This is a genomic window from Calditrichia bacterium, from assembly GCA_020634975.1.
Classification (GTDB): Bacteria; Calditrichota; Calditrichia; order RBG-13-44-9; family J075; genus JACKAQ01.
In genome coordinates this window covers 855,737-871,794 of the sequence record JACKAQ010000001.1, presented here as the reverse complement: position 1 = coordinate 871,794, position 16,058 = coordinate 855,737, and the positions used below count along the sequence as shown (strand labels likewise).

General features: G+C 46.5%; 14 protein-coding genes. 8 read left to right on the top strand and 6 right to left on the bottom strand.

Going from position 1 to position 16,058, the window contains the following annotated elements:
- Window positions 1–176 precede the first annotated feature (176 nt).
- Together H6629_03405 and H6629_03400 are read right to left on the bottom strand one after the other, a co-directional pair.
- On the bottom strand, window positions 177–1,055 hold the full coding sequence (locus H6629_03405) for a tetratricopeptide repeat protein (GenBank protein ID MCB9066847.1): 879 nt from the start codon (window positions 1,053–1,055) through the stop codon (window positions 177–179).
- A 5-nt stretch (window positions 1,056–1,060) separates the two neighbouring features.
- Window positions 1,061–1,372: an integration host factor subunit beta gene (locus H6629_03400; protein MCB9066846.1), complete on the bottom strand. Its 312-nt coding sequence runs from the start codon at window positions 1,370–1,372 to the stop codon at window positions 1,061–1,063.
- Between the two features lie 254 nt (window positions 1,373–1,626).
- Here H6629_03400 and H6629_03395 point away from each other — a divergent pair, with 254 nt between their 5' ends.
- From H6629_03395 to H6629_03385, 3 genes are all read left to right on the top strand, one after another.
- On the top strand, window positions 1,627–2,409 hold the full coding sequence (locus H6629_03395) for a MotA/TolQ/ExbB proton channel family protein (protein MCB9066845.1): 783 nt from the start codon (window positions 1,627–1,629) through the stop codon (window positions 2,407–2,409).
- Between the two features lie 44 nt (window positions 2,410–2,453).
- Window positions 2,454–3,155: an OmpA family protein gene (locus H6629_03390; GenBank protein MCB9066844.1), complete on the top strand. Its 702-nt coding sequence runs from the start codon at window positions 2,454–2,456 to the stop codon at window positions 3,153–3,155.
- Window positions 3,156–3,229: 74 nt separating this feature from the next.
- Window positions 3,230–3,958 (top strand): SDR family NAD(P)-dependent oxidoreductase, encoded by a 729-nt coding sequence (locus H6629_03385; protein ID MCB9066843.1) that lies wholly within the window; start codon window positions 3,230–3,232, stop codon window positions 3,956–3,958.
- A gap of 3 nt (window positions 3,959–3,961) precedes the next feature.
- Here the strand turns inward: H6629_03385 and H6629_03380 are convergent, their stop codons facing one another.
- Complete coding sequence (locus tag H6629_03380; GenBank protein MCB9066842.1) at window positions 3,962–5,419, bottom strand: cysteine--tRNA ligase; 1,458 nt, start codon at window positions 5,417–5,419, stop codon at window positions 3,962–3,964.
- A 341-nt stretch (window positions 5,420–5,760) separates the two neighbouring features.
- Here H6629_03380 and H6629_03375 point away from each other — a divergent pair, with 341 nt between their 5' ends.
- Window positions 5,761–6,258: a hypothetical protein gene (locus tag H6629_03375; GenBank protein MCB9066841.1), complete on the top strand. Its 498-nt coding sequence runs from the start codon at window positions 5,761–5,763 to the stop codon at window positions 6,256–6,258.
- A 5-nt stretch (window positions 6,259–6,263) separates the two neighbouring features.
- Here the strand turns inward: H6629_03375 and H6629_03370 are convergent, their stop codons facing one another.
- Window positions 6,264–9,131: a SpoIIE family protein phosphatase gene (locus tag H6629_03370; GenBank protein ID MCB9066840.1), complete on the bottom strand. Its 2,868-nt coding sequence runs from the start codon at window positions 9,129–9,131 to the stop codon at window positions 6,264–6,266.
- A gap of 242 nt (window positions 9,132–9,373) precedes the next feature.
- Between H6629_03370 and typA the strand changes: the two genes are divergently transcribed.
- Both typA and H6629_03360 read left to right on the top strand, forming a co-directional pair.
- Window positions 9,374–11,194, top strand: coding sequence for a translational GTPase TypA (gene typA / locus H6629_03365; protein MCB9066839.1), 1,821 nt, complete (start codon window positions 9,374–9,376; stop codon window positions 11,192–11,194).
- A 14-nt stretch (window positions 11,195–11,208) separates the two neighbouring features.
- Window positions 11,209–12,054 carry a hypothetical protein gene (locus tag H6629_03360; GenBank protein MCB9066838.1) on the top strand — a complete coding sequence of 282 codons (846 nt, stop codon included), beginning with the start codon at window positions 11,209–11,211 and terminating at the stop codon, window positions 12,052–12,054.
- Window positions 12,055–12,059: 5 nt separating this feature from the next.
- On the opposite strand, the gene H6629_03355 is transcribed toward H6629_03360, so the two are convergent.
- On the bottom strand, window positions 12,060–12,467 hold the full coding sequence (locus H6629_03355; GenBank protein ID MCB9066837.1) for a hypothetical protein: 408 nt from the start codon (window positions 12,465–12,467) through the stop codon (window positions 12,060–12,062).
- 339 nt (window positions 12,468–12,806) lie between these two features.
- Here H6629_03355 and H6629_03350 point away from each other — a divergent pair, with 339 nt between their 5' ends.
- Window positions 12,807–13,439, top strand: a complete 633-nt coding sequence (locus H6629_03350) for a rhomboid family intramembrane serine protease (GenBank protein MCB9066836.1) — start codon at window positions 12,807–12,809, stop codon at window positions 13,437–13,439.
- Here H6629_03350 and H6629_03345 read toward each other — a convergent pair.
- The gene (locus H6629_03345) at window positions 13,436–14,311 is read right to left on the bottom strand and encodes a methyltransferase domain-containing protein (GenBank protein ID MCB9066835.1); all 876 of its coding nucleotides are present in this window, start codon (window positions 14,309–14,311) and stop codon (window positions 13,436–13,438) included. The two genes, H6629_03350 and H6629_03345, sit on opposite strands and share 4 nt — an antisense overlap.
- A 273-nt stretch (window positions 14,312–14,584) precedes the next feature.
- Here H6629_03345 and yfcC point away from each other — a divergent pair, with 273 nt between their 5' ends.
- Window positions 14,585–16,048 (top strand): putative basic amino acid antiporter YfcC, encoded by a 1,464-nt coding sequence (gene yfcC, locus H6629_03340; GenBank protein ID MCB9066834.1) that lies wholly within the window; start codon window positions 14,585–14,587, stop codon window positions 16,046–16,048.
- Window positions 16,049–16,058: the final 10 nt, after the last annotated feature.

Genomic DNA, 16,058 nt, shown 5'->3' with positions numbered 1-16,058 from the left:
GAAAGCGTAGAGATTGTAGCCCTACGCTTTCAAAATTAACGAACCTTCTTTTTATGACGATTCTTACGCAATCTTTTTTTGCGCTTATGCGTTGCCATTTTATGGCGTTTTCTCTTACGTCCGCAGGGCATAAATGCTCCTCATTAAAACGTTAATTAATGAATGATAATTTAATTCTATTCAGATTTATTAGCGTCACCGGATTCGAATTCATTAACTTCCTGATGAATCTGGTTTAGCACCTGCATCGCTCGCTGAGCTTGGGGGGAATTGGGTGCAACTTCCTGAAGTCTGCTCCAGTATTGCACCAATTGGTTTACTTCACCATTTTGAACGGCAACAACGCCCAAATTATAAAGCGCGTTAACATGATTACTGTCCAGATTATGTGCCAATTCAAACTGCTCTTTCGCTTTTTCATATTGTTGCATATTGAAAAAGCAAACACCTAAATCCACAATTACATCCGGATTATTAGGGTCGATTGAAAGCGATTTCCGATAATAAGGGATAGCATCTTCATATTTTCCACCGTCGAAAAGCATGTTTCCCATTTGAACATTTAACGTCAGATCATCCGGGTTGGATTTCAACTGTTCTGCAATTGCAGCCAGTTCTTCATCGCTGGGTGGATGAAAATGTCCATCATCCTCACTATGCTCAGTACTTTGTTGCGCCGCTTGTTCTTCCGTTGGGTGATTATGCGGATTCGCCTGCTGAACCTGCTTACTTTGTAAGGGTTCCCAAAAATTCGTGTAATAGAAGGCTACAGTAATAATGATAGCCAATAAGCCCATAGCTGCCAAAGGCACAATTTGCTTTTGGGTGAAAACAGGCGCAGAAGATTTTGCTTTTGTGACAGGTGTCGATCTTCTTTTTGAAGATTTATTATTTAAATCATGTCCACATTTTGTGCAAAAAGATGCTTCTGCGTTGTTTTCTTGTTTGCAACTTGAACAAGTTTGGGTTTTAACTTCCAAATTTGTTCCGCAGTGAGAGCAAAACTTTGCATCAGCCGGCAAAGTTGCTTTACACTTCGAACAAGTTTTTGCCATTAGACTTATCCTGACTTACCTTTTTTAGCGAGCTGCTGTTCATTAACATTCTCGCGAAAATGCTTGGCCGGTCTGAATACCGGAACAAATCGGTGATCAACGGAAACGATTTTCTTCGTCCGTGGATTTTTAACGGTTCTTGCTTCGCGTTCTTTCGAATAGAAGCTACCGAATCCTCTTATCTCTACGCGTTCACCAGTCTGAACGCTATCGATTACGTTATACAGAAAACCGTTTACCACCGACTCCACATCTGTTTTGGTAAGTCCAGTTGAATCTGATAACAGTTTAACGATATCTGCTTTTGTAACAGTCATTTATTCCTCCGATAATTTTATAATTTACAAAAATCTTTTTCCAAAAATCAAGCTTAAAACCAATTCATTTTGATTCATTTGATCGTTTTTTCGTTATAACGGCTGCAATGGCGCTGGTTTTTGCATTAATTCACTTAAAAATTTAACGATACATTTTAAATTTTGTTCGGTTATCCCTCTAAAACTATACTTAACCATTTGATATATCAACCGATAAATTAAGGAAAGATGATTATGAACTAAGGTAGAATGCTATGTCACGAACAACAATTATGGGCATTATTATTTCGGTTGGGATATTATTTTTTGCCGTTACCATGCAGACAGTTTCCGTTATGGCTTTCATTAATCCTTCCGGATTGGCAATTGTTATGGGCGGAACAGCCGCTGCTGCGTTAACCAGTTATTCGATAAATGATATCATTCGTGTATTTAAGGTTTTTGCTATTGTTATGCAAAAACAGAGTATTCAACTTGGTAGCTATGTTTCGGTAATGACCAAAATTGCGGAACGTGTTCGTATCCGCGGGCTTTTGTCGCTGCAAAACGAAGTGAAAGGCTTGCCCGACCCATTTTTGCGTGATGGCTTGCAAATGCTGATCGACGGATATGCGCCGGAAGAACTCCGCGATATTATGGATCAACGCATCATCAATCACAAAATAAGGGAAAATAACGACGCCCGCATTTTCCGAACGATGGCGCGTTTTGCGCCAGCTTTCGGGATGCTCGGAACGGTTATCGGGCTTATTGCCATGCTTCAAAAAATGTCCGGTAGTAATATGGAAAATTTGGGTCCGAGCATGGCTGTGGCGCTCGTAACAACTTTTTACGGACTGATTTTGGCGAATATGGTGTTTAACCCGATTGCCGAGAAGCTGGAACGCCGCACCGAAGAACGGATTGTGCTGATGAGCATGATTGTCGATGGTCTGGTGCTGATCGGTGAACAATGGCATCCAGCCAAAATTCACGATTCGCTGAACTCGTTTTTAGCCCCGGGGCAGCGAAAAATTCCCAACAGGCAGAATTACTAACCGGCATATTCGCTGAAAAAATCAATTGAAAGCGGCAATTCAGCATGCGAAACGAATATCACAATAATTTGCACAAAAAGCTATCCGCGATGGACGAAATGAATCGCCCGGAAAATTTGGAAACCGGTGATGAATGGCTCACTTCGTACTCCGACTTGATGACGCTTCTGATGACATTTTTTGTGCTGCTCGCCTCAATTTCATCCATCGACGCCAGCAAATTTGAACAGGTTGCAAACTCGATGTCCAACGCCGTTGGCGACGTGGATACGCCTCAAAAAAGCCTCGAAGAAGTATATAAAGATGTAAACACAATGCTCACCGAAGAAAATTTATCGGCGGAAGTGAAAGCGGAAAAAACGCCGCAAGGGGTTGCGATCAGCGTTCCCGGCGCATATTTGTTTCAGTCGGGAAGTGCGGATATTTCGCCGCAGGCGCAACCGTTGATCAAACGAATTGCAGAAATTATCCGCTCAGTTCCGTATAATGTCGCCATCGAAGGGCACACGGATGATGTGCCGATCCAAACCCGCGAGTTCCCATCCAATTGGGAGCTTTCTGCCGCGCGTGCCAGCGGAATTGTTCGTTTTCTTATCGATCAGGGCATTTATTCCCGCAGGCTTCGGGCAGTTGGTTTTTCCGATACCCAACCGATTGTGCCGAATATCGATCCGATGACCGGCGTCATTTCCCCGGAAAACCGTGCGCGCAACCGTCGGGTTGTCATCCGCTTTTTGGCGTTTTAAGCGCAAATTTCCCGCCCTCTATTGTCCATCCCGAAATAAACAGATATATTTCCCGCAAAAAAGCGGGGAATTAAATGGCAGCACCCAAAGCGATTATTATTGGCGCATCCACAGGAATCGGCGAAGCGCTGGCAATAGAGCTGGCTAACAACGGTTACGAAATCGGGCTAACTTCCCGACGTGAACATCTGCTGAGCGAATTGGCAGAAAAATTGCCGACAAAAAGCTATTTTCGTGCAATGGACGTTGCCAAACATGACGAGGCAATTCGCATTTTAAATGATCTTTTTGCCGAAATGGGCGATGTCGATTTGGTGGTGATCAATGCAGGAATTTCTCTGAAATCGCATGCGGACTGGCAGAGCGAAAAAGCGGTGATCGACGTGAATGTTACCGGATTTGTGGCAATGTTCAATGCATCGTGGGCGTATTTTTTGCAACGCGGCAGCGGGCATATTGCAGGGATTTCGTCGATTGCGTCGTATAAAGGCTTTCACCGGAATTCGGTTTATTGCGCCTCTAAAGCATTTATTTCCAACTACATGCAGGGCTTTCGCCAAAAGGCGCATCGCAAAAAAGTAAACATCACGGTTTCGGATATTCGCCCGGGATTTGTGGCAACGCCGATGACCGAGCACAACAAAGGCATGTTTTGGGTAGCACCCCCGGAAAAAGCAGCAAAACAAATTTATTCTGCTCTTCGCCGAAAGCGGTCGCACGCATTTATCACAAAACGCTGGCGTTTTGCAGCCTGGTTTATTCAGCTAATCCCGGACTGGATTTTCGTGCGTTTGCCCGCTTAATAATTACTCAATTTCCCAATCTGCGGTGCCGTCGGGTTTGTCTTTGATGGTGATGCCGGCGGCTTTCAACCCGTCGCGGAGTTTGTCGGAAAGCGCCCAGTTTTTGGCTTTGCGCAATTCGCCGCGAATATCGATGTTTAGCAGTACCAGTTTTTCAATGAGGTCGCTGTGGTCTGCTGAATTTTTGGCACCGCCTTCCGGGATAATTCCCAACACATCTACGCCAAATTCCTGAAAAATCGCTGCAATTTCCGCCAAAAACGGCGCGTGATGCACTTTTGCATCGGCGAGATACGAGTTGGTTGCTTTGGCGAGATCGAACAGCACACCGATACCTTTTGGCGCATTGAAATCGTCGTTCATCGCGTCAACAAACAGATCGCGATACGATTGCGGCGAAAAGGGCGCGGAAAAATCTTTGGTGTCGGACGCGTTTGCCTGCGCTTTTTGCAGGCTGTTAACTGTGTTGGTGAGCCGGGTAAGTCCCTGTTCCGCGGCTTTCACGGCGTCTTCGCTGAAATCCAACCGGCTGCGATAGTGGCTACTCAACAAAAATGTGCGCAGTGTTTCTTTTGAATATTGCATCAGTGCATCTTTTACGTTCAAAACGTTGCCCAGCGATTTGCTCATTTTTTCGCCGTTCATCGTTAGCGTGTTGTTGTGCAGCCAATATTTCACAAACGGTTTGCCGGTTGCGGCTTCGCTTTGGGCGATTTCGCATTCGTGATGCGGGAACATGTTGTCTAGCCCGCCGCCGTGAATATCGAAAGTTTCGCCGAGATATTTCATCGCCATCGCCGAGCATTCGATGTGCCAGCCGGGATAACCGATGCCCCACGGCGATGGCCAACGCATCAAATGTGCGTCGTCCGCGTTTTTCCACAGCGCGAAATCTGCCGGATGGTGTTTGTCGTCATGCACCGCAATGCGCGCACCGGCTTCCATCTCTTCAACTTTGCGTCCGCTTAGTTTGCCGTAATCCTTAAATTTTTGCACATCAAAATACACCGAGCCATTGGATTCGTATGCGAATCCTTTTTCGATAAGCGTTTTGATCAACTCGATTTGCTCAATAATATGCCCGGTCGCGTGCGGCGAAATATCCGGGCGCAGCACGCCCAGCGCGTCCATATCATCGAAATAGCTCCAGGTATATGTGGTTGCCACCTGCATGGGATCGAGTTGCTCTTCCCGTGCCTTTTTTTGCAGTTTGTCTTCACCTTCGTCTGCATCGCCAACCAAATGCCCGACATCGGTAATGTTTTGCACGTATTTCACTGTGTAGCCGAGGTGGCGGAACCAGCGGATGATCACATCAAAATTGACGTAACTTTTGGCGTGACCGATGTGCGCATGGCTGTAAACCGTTGGTCCGCAAACGTAAATGTGAACCCTTCCGGGCGTTACGGGCACAAATTCTTCTTTTTGTCGTGTGAGCGTGTTGTATAATTTCAGCGCCATTTCATCCTCGATTTCTTCTCAAGTTGTATTAAAACATGAAATTAAGTTGCGGTGCAAAGGTTTTGCAAGCGAGAAAATTTTCTGCAGGATTGAAAAATTTCGGTTCAACCACCAATGGTTATCCTCGACAATTTTGACGAGATCCGTCGGGTGAGTAATGCGTTTTGTTAATTACGTTGACGTTGACTGTGTTTTGAAAAACACCCTTAAATAATTGATATTTTTGAAAATAGATCGATAAAATTGAAGTCGAATTCAGGTGTGGCACAGCGATTGATCTATTCGTGGTTGTGTGAAAGGATAACGTCATTACAACTACGAAAGGATGGATCATGGAGCGCATGAGCAGGAAAACAGGATATTGGGTAAAGGTTTTGACGATCGTTTTGGCGTTGTTGATTGTCGGGTGCGATGTACACATTGTGGACGGTGGCGGGCATCATTCGAATCCGCTGTATATCACCGAAATTGAGGTAACCGGCGAATACGACGTGTTGCGGATGGAGGTGGAAGTGCATCTGGTGGATGCCAACACCGGGCGCTTGCTGGGATGTGCCGGACAAAATTCCGGGTTGAGGCATGTGGACTATCCCGATATTTTTTATGAAGTTGACGCCGAATTTGTTACGCCGGATGGCGACTTGCTGTATTACGAGGATATCCGCAATCGCGATATCGAAGTATGGGTAATTGAGGACGATCTCGATCCCTGCCCTGGACCGTACGTGCCGCACGAGGACGACATCATCGGCATCAGCCGCCCGATTGACGGACGTGATTTCCGCCGGTTAATTGATCTGAGTTTTGATAATGTGGTGCATTTGCGGATGGGCTCGTGAGCGAATTAGATGGCTTTTACGACGACAACCGTGAGGTCATCATGCTGTGGCATGGCACCGGCAAATTGGTTGACGGAAGCGATAATCTGATCGCGAAGCCGTTTGGCGCTGTGCCCGTTGCATTGTTTCAACAAATCTAATAGTTCGGCATCGCCGTATTCCAAATGCGCGGTATTTTGCGCTTCGGTGATGCCGTCTGTAATAAACAAAAACACATCGCCGGGGGCGTAATGCAATTCCAATTCTTCGAGAGATTTCGAAAAATGTTCCGATTTGGTGAGCCCCAATCCAATGCCTTTGGGTGTGTGCAAATTGACGGCACCGGTTGCGGCGCAAAAATGATACAGCGGCGAATGTCCGGCACGCGCCAGTTGCATCACCTGTTTTTTGGCGTCGAACGCTGCGCCCATCGCGGTGATAAACGATTGTTTTTCCATATCTTTGATGAGTAATTGATTGGCGCGGATAAACAGATCACGCGGGGAAAGCCCGAAATCATTCAGCGAACGCATGATGCCCTGAACCTTGGACATATACAAGGCCGCAGATGTCCCTTTCCCGCTCACATCGCCGATGATTACGGTGAGATCCGCTGCCGCGCCGTTCAGATAGTCGTAATAATCGCCGCCCACTTCCTGCGCCGGAATGGAGATGCCCGCAATATCCAGCCCGGAAATTTTGGGTGTGGTTTGCGGCAGCGAGGCCAGCTGAATCCGCCGGGCGATGTTCAATTCGTGGCGCATCCGTTCCTGCTCGGCGAGTTCGTCGTATAAAAAGGCGTTTTCGATGGCGACGGACGCCTGTTTCGCAACCGCGGCCAAAAACATCAGGTCATCTTTGTGGAAAGGCGATTCAGAACGTTTTTCGCCGATAAGCAGCACGCCCACCAGCTTCTCTTTCGAGCGAATCGCGATGATATGTTTGAACCCGTTTTGCTCGAACAACACCTGAATATCATCCGGCAAATAATCCACGCTGAACCGATAATCTGCTTTATTCGTTTGAATAACTTTGATGATCCGCGTATTGATGCTGTCGCTAAAATTTTTCCAACGGGATTCCTGCAAGCCATACACAACGGAGCAGCAACATTCTTTTTCGTTCCGGAAAAACAGCACGCCAACTTGCTTCACCTGCATCAGCTCAGCCAATTTGCGCACGATGCCATCTGCCAGTGCTTCCATCGTGAATTGTGCAGCCATTACTTCCGCCAGCTCGCTGGCTGCCTTTCTATAGTCAAATTGGGCGCGATCAAATTTTAAATCGATAAACCGCTGCACAAATCGGCGGAATCGCCATGCGCCCCAGGTCAGAAAAATGCCCAAAAAGATAACCGCCAGCTTTTCGGTATTGATGCGGTCCTGATCATCCATCGGTTGATCCAGCACTTCGATGAACGAGCCTTCGAATTTGATATTCGGTAAATTGAGCGACATTTCCGGCAGATAAAACAGCGCTTTCAGCAAAACTGCCAGCAAAGCGATAGACCAGATCATCGAAACGATACTGTATTGGATGTTGCGTTTCACCCGCAAATCCAGATCCAGCAGCCGGTAATGCCCAATGGTAAACAGATATGCAAAGGGAATCAGCATCAGCGGCAATCCAAAATATCCCCGGAAAAAGTCGGTGAAAATGCCGTTTGGCGGCGGAGCGCCCGGTGCGCGGGAACCAAATGTGGCTTCAAATGCAATTAAACCAACCAGCATCAGCAAAATAATGGCGCCGATAGCCAGCGATGTGTGAAAAATGATCCGGTTGAATTTTTTGTATTCATCCGAGCGTTCTTTCCTGAAAAACCATGGTATATTATTGTATATACCCAAAGTAATAAAGCCGATGGGGAAGAAAAAGTAATTTCCGGTAACAATTACCAAACTGAAAAACAGGGTTGCCAACCCGTACGATCCGTAGCGAATCCATTTGCGTTTGCGCAATTCATCGCGTTCGATGGGAAAGTAATGGGCCATGTGCAGCCACAGCGGAAAGCTGTAAAATACACAAATCAGGGTGAACACTTCCCGGAAAAAAGTGAAATTATCGTATGGCGTAAACCGGCTGGAAATTGTCGGATAGATAATCATCAGGAAAAAGCCCAACGCAATAAAACTCAACCCCAACAGCCGCGCCGCTTTAAATTGCGGGCGAATTATGGCAATAAAAATGCCCATCAAAATATACACCAATCCGGATAAAATAAGGATCAGCGCAGCCAGCCGAATGCCCACGCTTGCCAATGTGATCGATAGCGTTAAGTTGTTGTTATTGCGAATGATATCGTATGCCAGCGTATTGCCGCTTTGCCCTTCGCGGAGGATTTGCTGCGCTTCCACTTCATCTTTAAACCGCTGGTTGTTGATGCGGTGAATGAGATCGCCAACCTGCAATCCGGCGCGATCGGATGCGCCGCCTCGGGTAACCTGGCTCACATAAACCGTTGCCGGAATATCCCGGAAACTGGAATCCGACAAGCTGCTGCGCTGCACCTTAAATTCGATCCCGTCGGAAATGGACGGGCGAAATACAACCAGGTTAAAGCTGGAATCGGGCGATAATTTATCCAAAAATTCCTGAATATGTTTCGGGCGCGTCATCACTTCGTCGTTGATGCTCAAAATCAAATCGCCAACCCGGATGGTATCGAAAACCACGTTCGGGCGTTGTTCGCTTGCCGGGAAATCTGTGGTAAAAATTTGTTGTGCCGGAATGTTGTGGGTAATGTATAAATCGCTGGGCGAGGTGCGGAAGACATTTTCATCCGTTGGTGAGCTGGCAAAACGATACAAACTTACAAATGCCACCACTAACATACTGGCAGCAAGAATCGAAAAAAATATCCGGAACCGATTGGGGTTTGTATCAAAAAATTGCATTTAGCGCCACTTTATAGGATTCATAGTCTGTTTACAAACAGATTTATACGCAAAAAAATGTAACTTGTTGCCCACCAATTTGCAAGAAATAGCTCACTGATCGGCATTTTATTTCACTTGACTTTCAACGGATTTCATCTTTAGTTGTGCGCCGTAGTTTTAGGGTGTAACTTTGGAATTGTATTCAGGTAAATTAAGTTTACCAATCCTGAAATTTTTATTTTGATGAAAAGGTATTTTTTATGTCAGCTTTACGAAATATTGCAATTATTGCGCACGTTGACCATGGGAAAACCACGTTGGTTGACCAAATGCTCCAGCAGGGCAACATTTTCCGGGAAAATCAGGTCGTGCAGGAACGCTTTCTGGATTCGAACGATTTGGAACGCGAACGCGGCATAACGATTTTTTCCAAAAATATTTCCATTCGATATCATGATGTTAAAATCAATTTGATCGATACACCGGGACACGCCGATTTTGGCGGCGAAGTGGAACGCGTGCTGAAAATGGCCGACGGCGTGTTGCTGTTGGTGGATGCGTTCGAAGGTCCCATGCCGCAAACCCGTTTTGTGCTGCAAAAAGCGTTGTCGCTGCATTTGAAACCGATTGTCGTGATCAACAAAGTTGATCGCCCGGACAGCCGCCCGGACGAAGTGCTCAACGAAGTGTTCGACCTGTTTGTGGATTTGGAAGCTAACGATGACCAGCTCGACTTCCCCTGCCTGTACGCCAGCGGACGCGATGGCTGGGCTGTTGCAAATATTGGCGAAACCTCCGAAAATCTCGAACCGTTGATGGACGCGATTCTCAAACACATCGAACCGCCGAAAGTGAACGATGGTCCGGCGCAAATGCAAATCACCAGTATCGATTACAACGATTACGTCGGGCGAATCGGCATCGGGCGGGTATTTCGCGGCGCCATTCACAAAAACGACAAATTGGTGGTGATTAAACGCGACGGCTCGGAACATCCGGTAGATATCAAACAAATTTATACTTTTGAAGGTTTGGCCCGCGAAAATGCCGAAAGCGTGATAAACGGTGATATTTGCGGCGTTGTCGGTGTGGAAGATATCGATATCGGTGACACGCTGGCCGATGCCGAACAGCCGGAACCGCTGCAGCTGATCGCCATCGACGAACCGACTATCAGCATGACATTTTTAGTGAACAACTCGCCGTTTTACGGACGCGAAGGCAAATTCGTCACATCGCGCCAGTTACGCGATCGCCTGTTCAAAGAAACGCAGAGCGACGTTGCACTGCGGGTGGAAGAAACCGGATCGCCGGACAGCTACAAAGTGTACGGGCGCGGCATTTTGCACCTGTCCATTTTGATGGAAAATATGCGTCGCGAAGGCTACGAATTGCAGGTGGGTCAGCCTAAAGTGCTTTACAAAGAAATCGACGGCAAAAAAGCCGAACCGGTGGAAGAATTGATCGTTGATGTGCCCGACCAGTTCGCCGGAAAAGTGATTGAACTTGTCGGTCAGCGGCGCGGCGAAATGAAAAAAATGGAGCCGAAAGGCGCGGTGCAACATCTGGAATTCCACATTCCGTCGCGCGGATTGATGGGCTTGCGAAACCGCATTCTCACCGCAACATCCGGCGAAGCCGTTATGCACCACCGTTTTTATCAGTACGAATTTTTCAAAGGATCGATTCCCCAACGGACTTCCGGCGCGCTGGTTTCCATGGCGGACGGTCCCTCCACCGGATACGCTATCGATTCGCTGCAGGATCGTGGCAGATTTTTCATTTTCCCCGGCGATATGATTTACAAAGGTCAGGTGATCGGCGAACACACCAAAGAAAAAGATCTGGAAGTGAATATCCAGAAAGGCAAAAAGCTCACCAACATGCGCGCTTCCGGCTCGGATAAAGCGTTGAAACTGGCGCCGCCGACCATTTTTACGTTGGAAGAAGCGCTGGAATTTATCAACGATGACGAACTGGTGGAACTGACGCCAAAATCTATCCGGTTGCGAAAGCTGTATCTCGACGAAAACGACCGCAAACGGGCACGATTGCAGAAACCGTTGCACAGTTTTAGTTAATATGGGCAAAACACATGTTTCTGGAACGCTACTTCGACAAGTTTGAGCACTATTGGGAAGACGACGGAACCCGGAAATACTTCGCGATTGTGTTGGTTGGTATTTTTTTGCTGGCACTGTTGGTGATAGAGTTCAACCGGCAGGGCTGGCTTCCCGGCGCTGTTTCGCCTGCTGTTCCGACCAATCATTTTTTTGCCGTTGATATCGTTTTTACATTCGTTTTGATTATCGAAATTATCGGGCTGGTTTTCGGACTGGCCCGTTCTGTTTCCAACGCCGTTGGCATTCAGATAGAAATTCTCTCGCTGATTTTACTCCGCGCATCATTTAAGGAATTAACCAATTTTAACGAGCCGATCCAGTGGGGCGATGTGTCCGAACCGGTGCTGCACATGCTTTCCGATGCGTTCGGTGCGCTGGTTATTTTTGTGATTCTCGGCTATTATTACCAATTGCAAAAACACCGTCCAATCACCAAATCACGGCAGATGCAGCACCGCTTTGTGGTTGCCAAAAAAGGATTGTCGCTGGTGTTGCTGGTGTCGTTTGTGGCGATCGGCTGTTACGATGTGCTGTTGTGGCTCGGGCATCAAAAAACCTTCGATTTTTTCAGCACGTTTTACACCATCCTAATTTTTGCGGATATCCTCATCGTTTTGATTTCCACCCGTTACAGCGCCAATTATTACGTGCTGTTTCGCAACTCCGGGTTTGCGTTTACCACAGTGATGATCCGGTTAGCGCTTACTGCGCCGCCATATATCAATGCGTTACTGGGCGTTGGTGCGGCGGTTTTCGCGGTTGGGCTAACGCTGGCTTACAACCACCTCGCCCCAAAAGATCAGCATATCGATCACTGAACATTTCAAAATGCCATTGCAATAGTGCCGAAAATTGGCGGAAGGGTGCACCAACTGACGATGCCGAAAGGATTGTCCTTTCCAATGTGATAGGAAATTAACCCGCCAACGAGATTCCCGCCAATCAGCCTAAGAACTTTCAATTTTTTCTTTGAGTTCCGGTGATCGTTCATTCCGCCAAAAAAACTACCAATCAAACCTCCGATATTTAGCGCACGCCATGTTCTGTATTTATCTTGATTTGGTGTGGGACAATTTTCCATACAAATGTTAATATTTACCGTTGAAATGCCGTAACAACCGCCGATCACAAATGCACCGAGGAAGGCCTTTTTGGGTCCAACTGGTTTTGATTTTGCAGAATCGGTTTTTGTAGAAATCGAATCAGAGAACAGGTTGCGGGAATTCGACAATCGAAAATCAGATCGCATCGACCTGAACTGCCCGAATGCCAGCGATGAAAATCCCCAAAAAATTGCAATTATGAAAACACTGGTTTGCCGTTTCATCAATCACCACTCAACTTTCGAATTTCGTTTTCGGTTTTTGTTCGTAAATTGCGAAATCTGTGCCACCGAAATTCCGTTGAGTTTCATGGAAAATACTGCCATTTCTCGCCAAAATCGTCGAATGTCGTCAAATATGACGAACTGAAAAATGTCGAGTTATTTTTCCGCTTTTCAGCGTGGCGAGTTGCAGTTATCTTTGCATTTCAAATTATTGCAATAATAGAATTTATCGGAGCGAAAAATATGGGCGGAATGACCCTGCGGGAATTGTTTGTGATGGCGCCGGTTTCGGGCGTGATTATGGTAATCACCATCGCGATCAGCTGGTATGCGCTGGCCAAAAACCAGAGTTTGATGTATGATTGGGTGCTGCATCCCTACGCCGTTGTGCGGCAAAACAAATATTACCAATTGATAACCCACGGGCTCATCCACGGTAGTTGGATTCACCTGTTTATCAACATGTATGTGTTTTATAATTTTGCGTTTTATCTGGAAGGCTGGATGTTGGGTTCGGTAAATTTCGCAATTGTGTATTTTGGGTCGATGCTGATCAGTGCGGGCGTTTCTGTTTGGCGACGCCAGAACTATGAGGAATTCCGCAGCCTCGGCGCATCCGGCGCGATTTCCGGGCTGCTGTTCAGCTTCATTTTATTCAATCCGACTGTCGAATTGCTGCTGTTTTTTATTCTGCCGATGCCCGCATGGCTGGCGGCGATTGTGTTTGTTGCCGGCAGCTACTATCTCGCAAAAAATAATATGCTGCCGGGTATCGATCACGAAGCGCACCTTTGGGGCGCAATCGCCGGTGCGGCGATCACTATTGTTTTGCAGCCAAATGTGTTGCAAATTTTTATCACAAAATTGCTCGGTTAGGAAACCGGCTCACCAATTTCCGCTTTCGGGCGAAGCGTGATAAACGCTTTGGTCGGGCTGTACCATTTAAAGCTGTATGTATCGCGGGCGATCACATCAAAATATTTATTTACGGAATCCATCAGCGATCGCTGGCTAAATTCATAGATGTGTTTGGGGGCATCCGCGTTTTTTACCTTTGTGGCGCGATCTTCCAGTTTGTCTTTAATATAATGGGTGAGCATTTTTGCCGCGGAAATCGGTCCGCGAATTTCGTGGATGCTTTGCAAAATGTGCAGCCTGCCATCCGGTTTCAGCACCCGGATCACTTCCTCAAAAAATGTGTCCAGTTCCCGGAAATGATCGATCGCGGATAGCGAAACGACATCCGTGAACGTGTTGTCTGCAAACGGAATGTATTCCGCCAGCGCCCGTACAAAGGGAAATTCATCCACTTCCGGCAGAATGATTGGGTCCAAACCGATGTAATGCACTTTTTTCGGATCGAAATTGTGCCGGAATTTGCCGGGACCGCAGCCGATATCCAGCATTACGCCCTCGCGAATGTTGGTAAATTCCGCGAAATAACGGTTGGGTTTGGATTTGTTGCTCATTTTTGTGATCACTTCTTCCGGTTTTTTGACGCGCTGTTCCCGCCGCGCCTGAAATCCTTCGAGGTGATCTTGCCACATTTTCCATTTTTCATCGCTGAGCAAATGATACGGAATCAGATCGGGAACACCGTGGGTAACTTTGAAACTCAGGTTTTCTTGTTCGCAAATCAGCTCGCCTTCAATAATTAATTCGCTGTTTCGCTGCTCATTTTTCAGGCGCAATTTTGATTCCGGTGCAACAGGGCAATACAGTAAGTCTAGCAATTTGTCGTTAAGCATAATGTTTTCTCCATCAGTTTGAGAAAATGAACAAGCTTATCAAATTTATAAAAATCAGATATTTACGTTTTTTGAACATGTGGTTATTTCGAGCTTGATTTCAAACTCGAAAAACCGTTGCAAATAATTGATCAAAAATTTTGAGGGCTCGTATCAGTCCAAAATACACATGAACATCATCCAGCAAAAAAAACAGTATTGACATTTTGAGAGTCGAATGGTACGTTAACTGCATTTCATAGGAATACCTGATTTTAATAAAAAGGAGCCACCGTGTCAACTTCTTTTCTGGAACGCATCAAGATCCCACATGTATTTGTGCTGCTGCTGGGCGTTATTTTGTTTTGCAGCGTGCTCACTTATTTTATCCCATCCGGCGAATATAATCGTGAAGAACGAACTGTTGGGACGCTGACGCGCACCATGGTTGTCCCGGGCACTTACCAAACCATTCCCAAACATTATTCTGCACAGGGCATTTTATTTGACGACAAAGTGGAAGGTAAAGCCAGCCCGGTTAGTTTACAGGGATTTTTAAGCTCCGTTCCCAGAGGCATGGAACAGGCTGCGGACATCATTTTCTTTATTTTTGTGATCGGCGGTGTGTTCGGCATTTTGCAGCGCACCGGAATGATCATCGCATTGCTCAATAAATTGCTCAATATTTTTCGCGATTCCGGCTGGCTGTTAACGGTAATTATAATGATTGTTATCGCAATTGGTGGCTCAACATTGGGAATGGGTGAGGAATTTATTCCGTTGGTGCCGCTATTTTTGATCGTTTCCAAAGAGTTGGGTTATGACCGTATCTATGGTTTGGCGATGGTCATGTTAGCCGCGGATGTCGGTTTTGCATCTGCAACTACAAATCCGTTTACTGTGCAAATTGCCCAAGGAATTGCCGAACTGCCACTGCTCAACGATTTCCATTTTAGAATTTTGTTTTTTGTCTGCATCATGGCTGTTGCGCTGGTTTATGTGCTGCGATATGGTGCGAAAATCAAAAAAGATCCTAATAATTCCTACATGCCGCATGACGATTTTGAACTGGAAGCGCACCATCAGGATATTCAAAAAACCGAATTGACCAACGCGCACATCTACACATTTGTGGTTTGCCTGATTATATTTGTTTTTATCCTTTTTGCAGTTCAGGAATTGGGCTGGTGGATGGCCGAAATGGGCGGCGGATTTTTATTAATGGGCATTGCCGCAACTATTTTTAGCCGTTTATCGATTGATGAAGCCACCAAAGCATTTATAAAAGGAATGGAAGAAATGGTGGTTGCGGCGTTGGTGGTTGGCTTCGCCAAAGGCATTCAGGTGGTATTAGATGACGCAATGGTGTTGGATACGCTCATTTTTTCTGCGGCAAGCCTGCTCCGGCATTTCCCGGATTACGTAGCCGCGCAGGGTATGCTCCTCTTTCAAACGGTGCTCAATTTCTTTATCCCGTCCGGTTCCGGGCAGGCTGCGGTAACTATGCCGTTGATGGCACCGCTGGCAGATGTGCTCGGCATTACCCGCCAATCGGCTGTGTTTGCGTTCACTTGCGGCGATGGTTTTTCGAACACGATCATTCCCACTTCCGGCGTGCTGATGGCGATGCTGGCGTTGGCGAAAATTCCCTACACCACCTGGTTGAGATTTATGTTCCCGCTGTTTTTGCAATTGATGGTGGTTTCGGCGTTTTTCCTGTTTATTTCCGTTGTTTATCCGGTGGTTTGGACGTGGTAAGTTGAACAAA

Excerpts from the sequence above, each read along its gene's own strand:
- H6629_03380 (MCB9066842.1), bottom strand. The coding sequence starts at position 5,419 with ATGGCGCTGAAATTATACAACACGCTCACACGACAAAAAGAAGAATTT.
- H6629_03385 (MCB9066843.1), top strand. The coding sequence starts at position 3,230 with ATGGCAGCACCCAAAGCGATTATTATTGGCGCATCCACAGGAATCGGC.
- H6629_03370 (MCB9066840.1), bottom strand. The coding sequence starts at position 9,131 with ATGCAATTTTTTGATACAAACCCCAATCGGTTCCGGATATTTTTTTCG.
- H6629_03360 (MCB9066838.1), top strand. The coding sequence starts at position 11,209 with ATGTTTCTGGAACGCTACTTCGACAAGTTTGAGCACTATTGGGAAGAC.
- H6629_03345 (MCB9066835.1), bottom strand. The coding sequence starts at position 14,311 with ATGCTTAACGACAAATTGCTAGACTTACTGTATTGCCCTGTTGCACCG.
- H6629_03405 (MCB9066847.1), bottom strand. The coding sequence starts at position 1,055 with ATGGCAAAAACTTGTTCGAAGTGTAAAGCAACTTTGCCGGCTGATGCA.
- H6629_03390 (MCB9066844.1), top strand. The coding sequence starts at position 2,454 with ATGCGAAACGAATATCACAATAATTTGCACAAAAAGCTATCCGCGATG.
- H6629_03395 (MCB9066845.1), top strand. The coding sequence starts at position 1,627 with ATGTCACGAACAACAATTATGGGCATTATTATTTCGGTTGGGATATTA.
- H6629_03350 (MCB9066836.1), top strand. The coding sequence starts at position 12,807 with ATGGGCGGAATGACCCTGCGGGAATTGTTTGTGATGGCGCCGGTTTCG.
- H6629_03375 (MCB9066841.1), top strand. The coding sequence starts at position 5,761 with ATGAGCAGGAAAACAGGATATTGGGTAAAGGTTTTGACGATCGTTTTG.
- typA (MCB9066839.1), top strand. The coding sequence starts at position 9,374 with ATGTCAGCTTTACGAAATATTGCAATTATTGCGCACGTTGACCATGGG.
- H6629_03400 (MCB9066846.1), bottom strand. The coding sequence starts at position 1,372 with ATGACTGTTACAAAAGCAGATATCGTTAAACTGTTATCAGATTCAACT.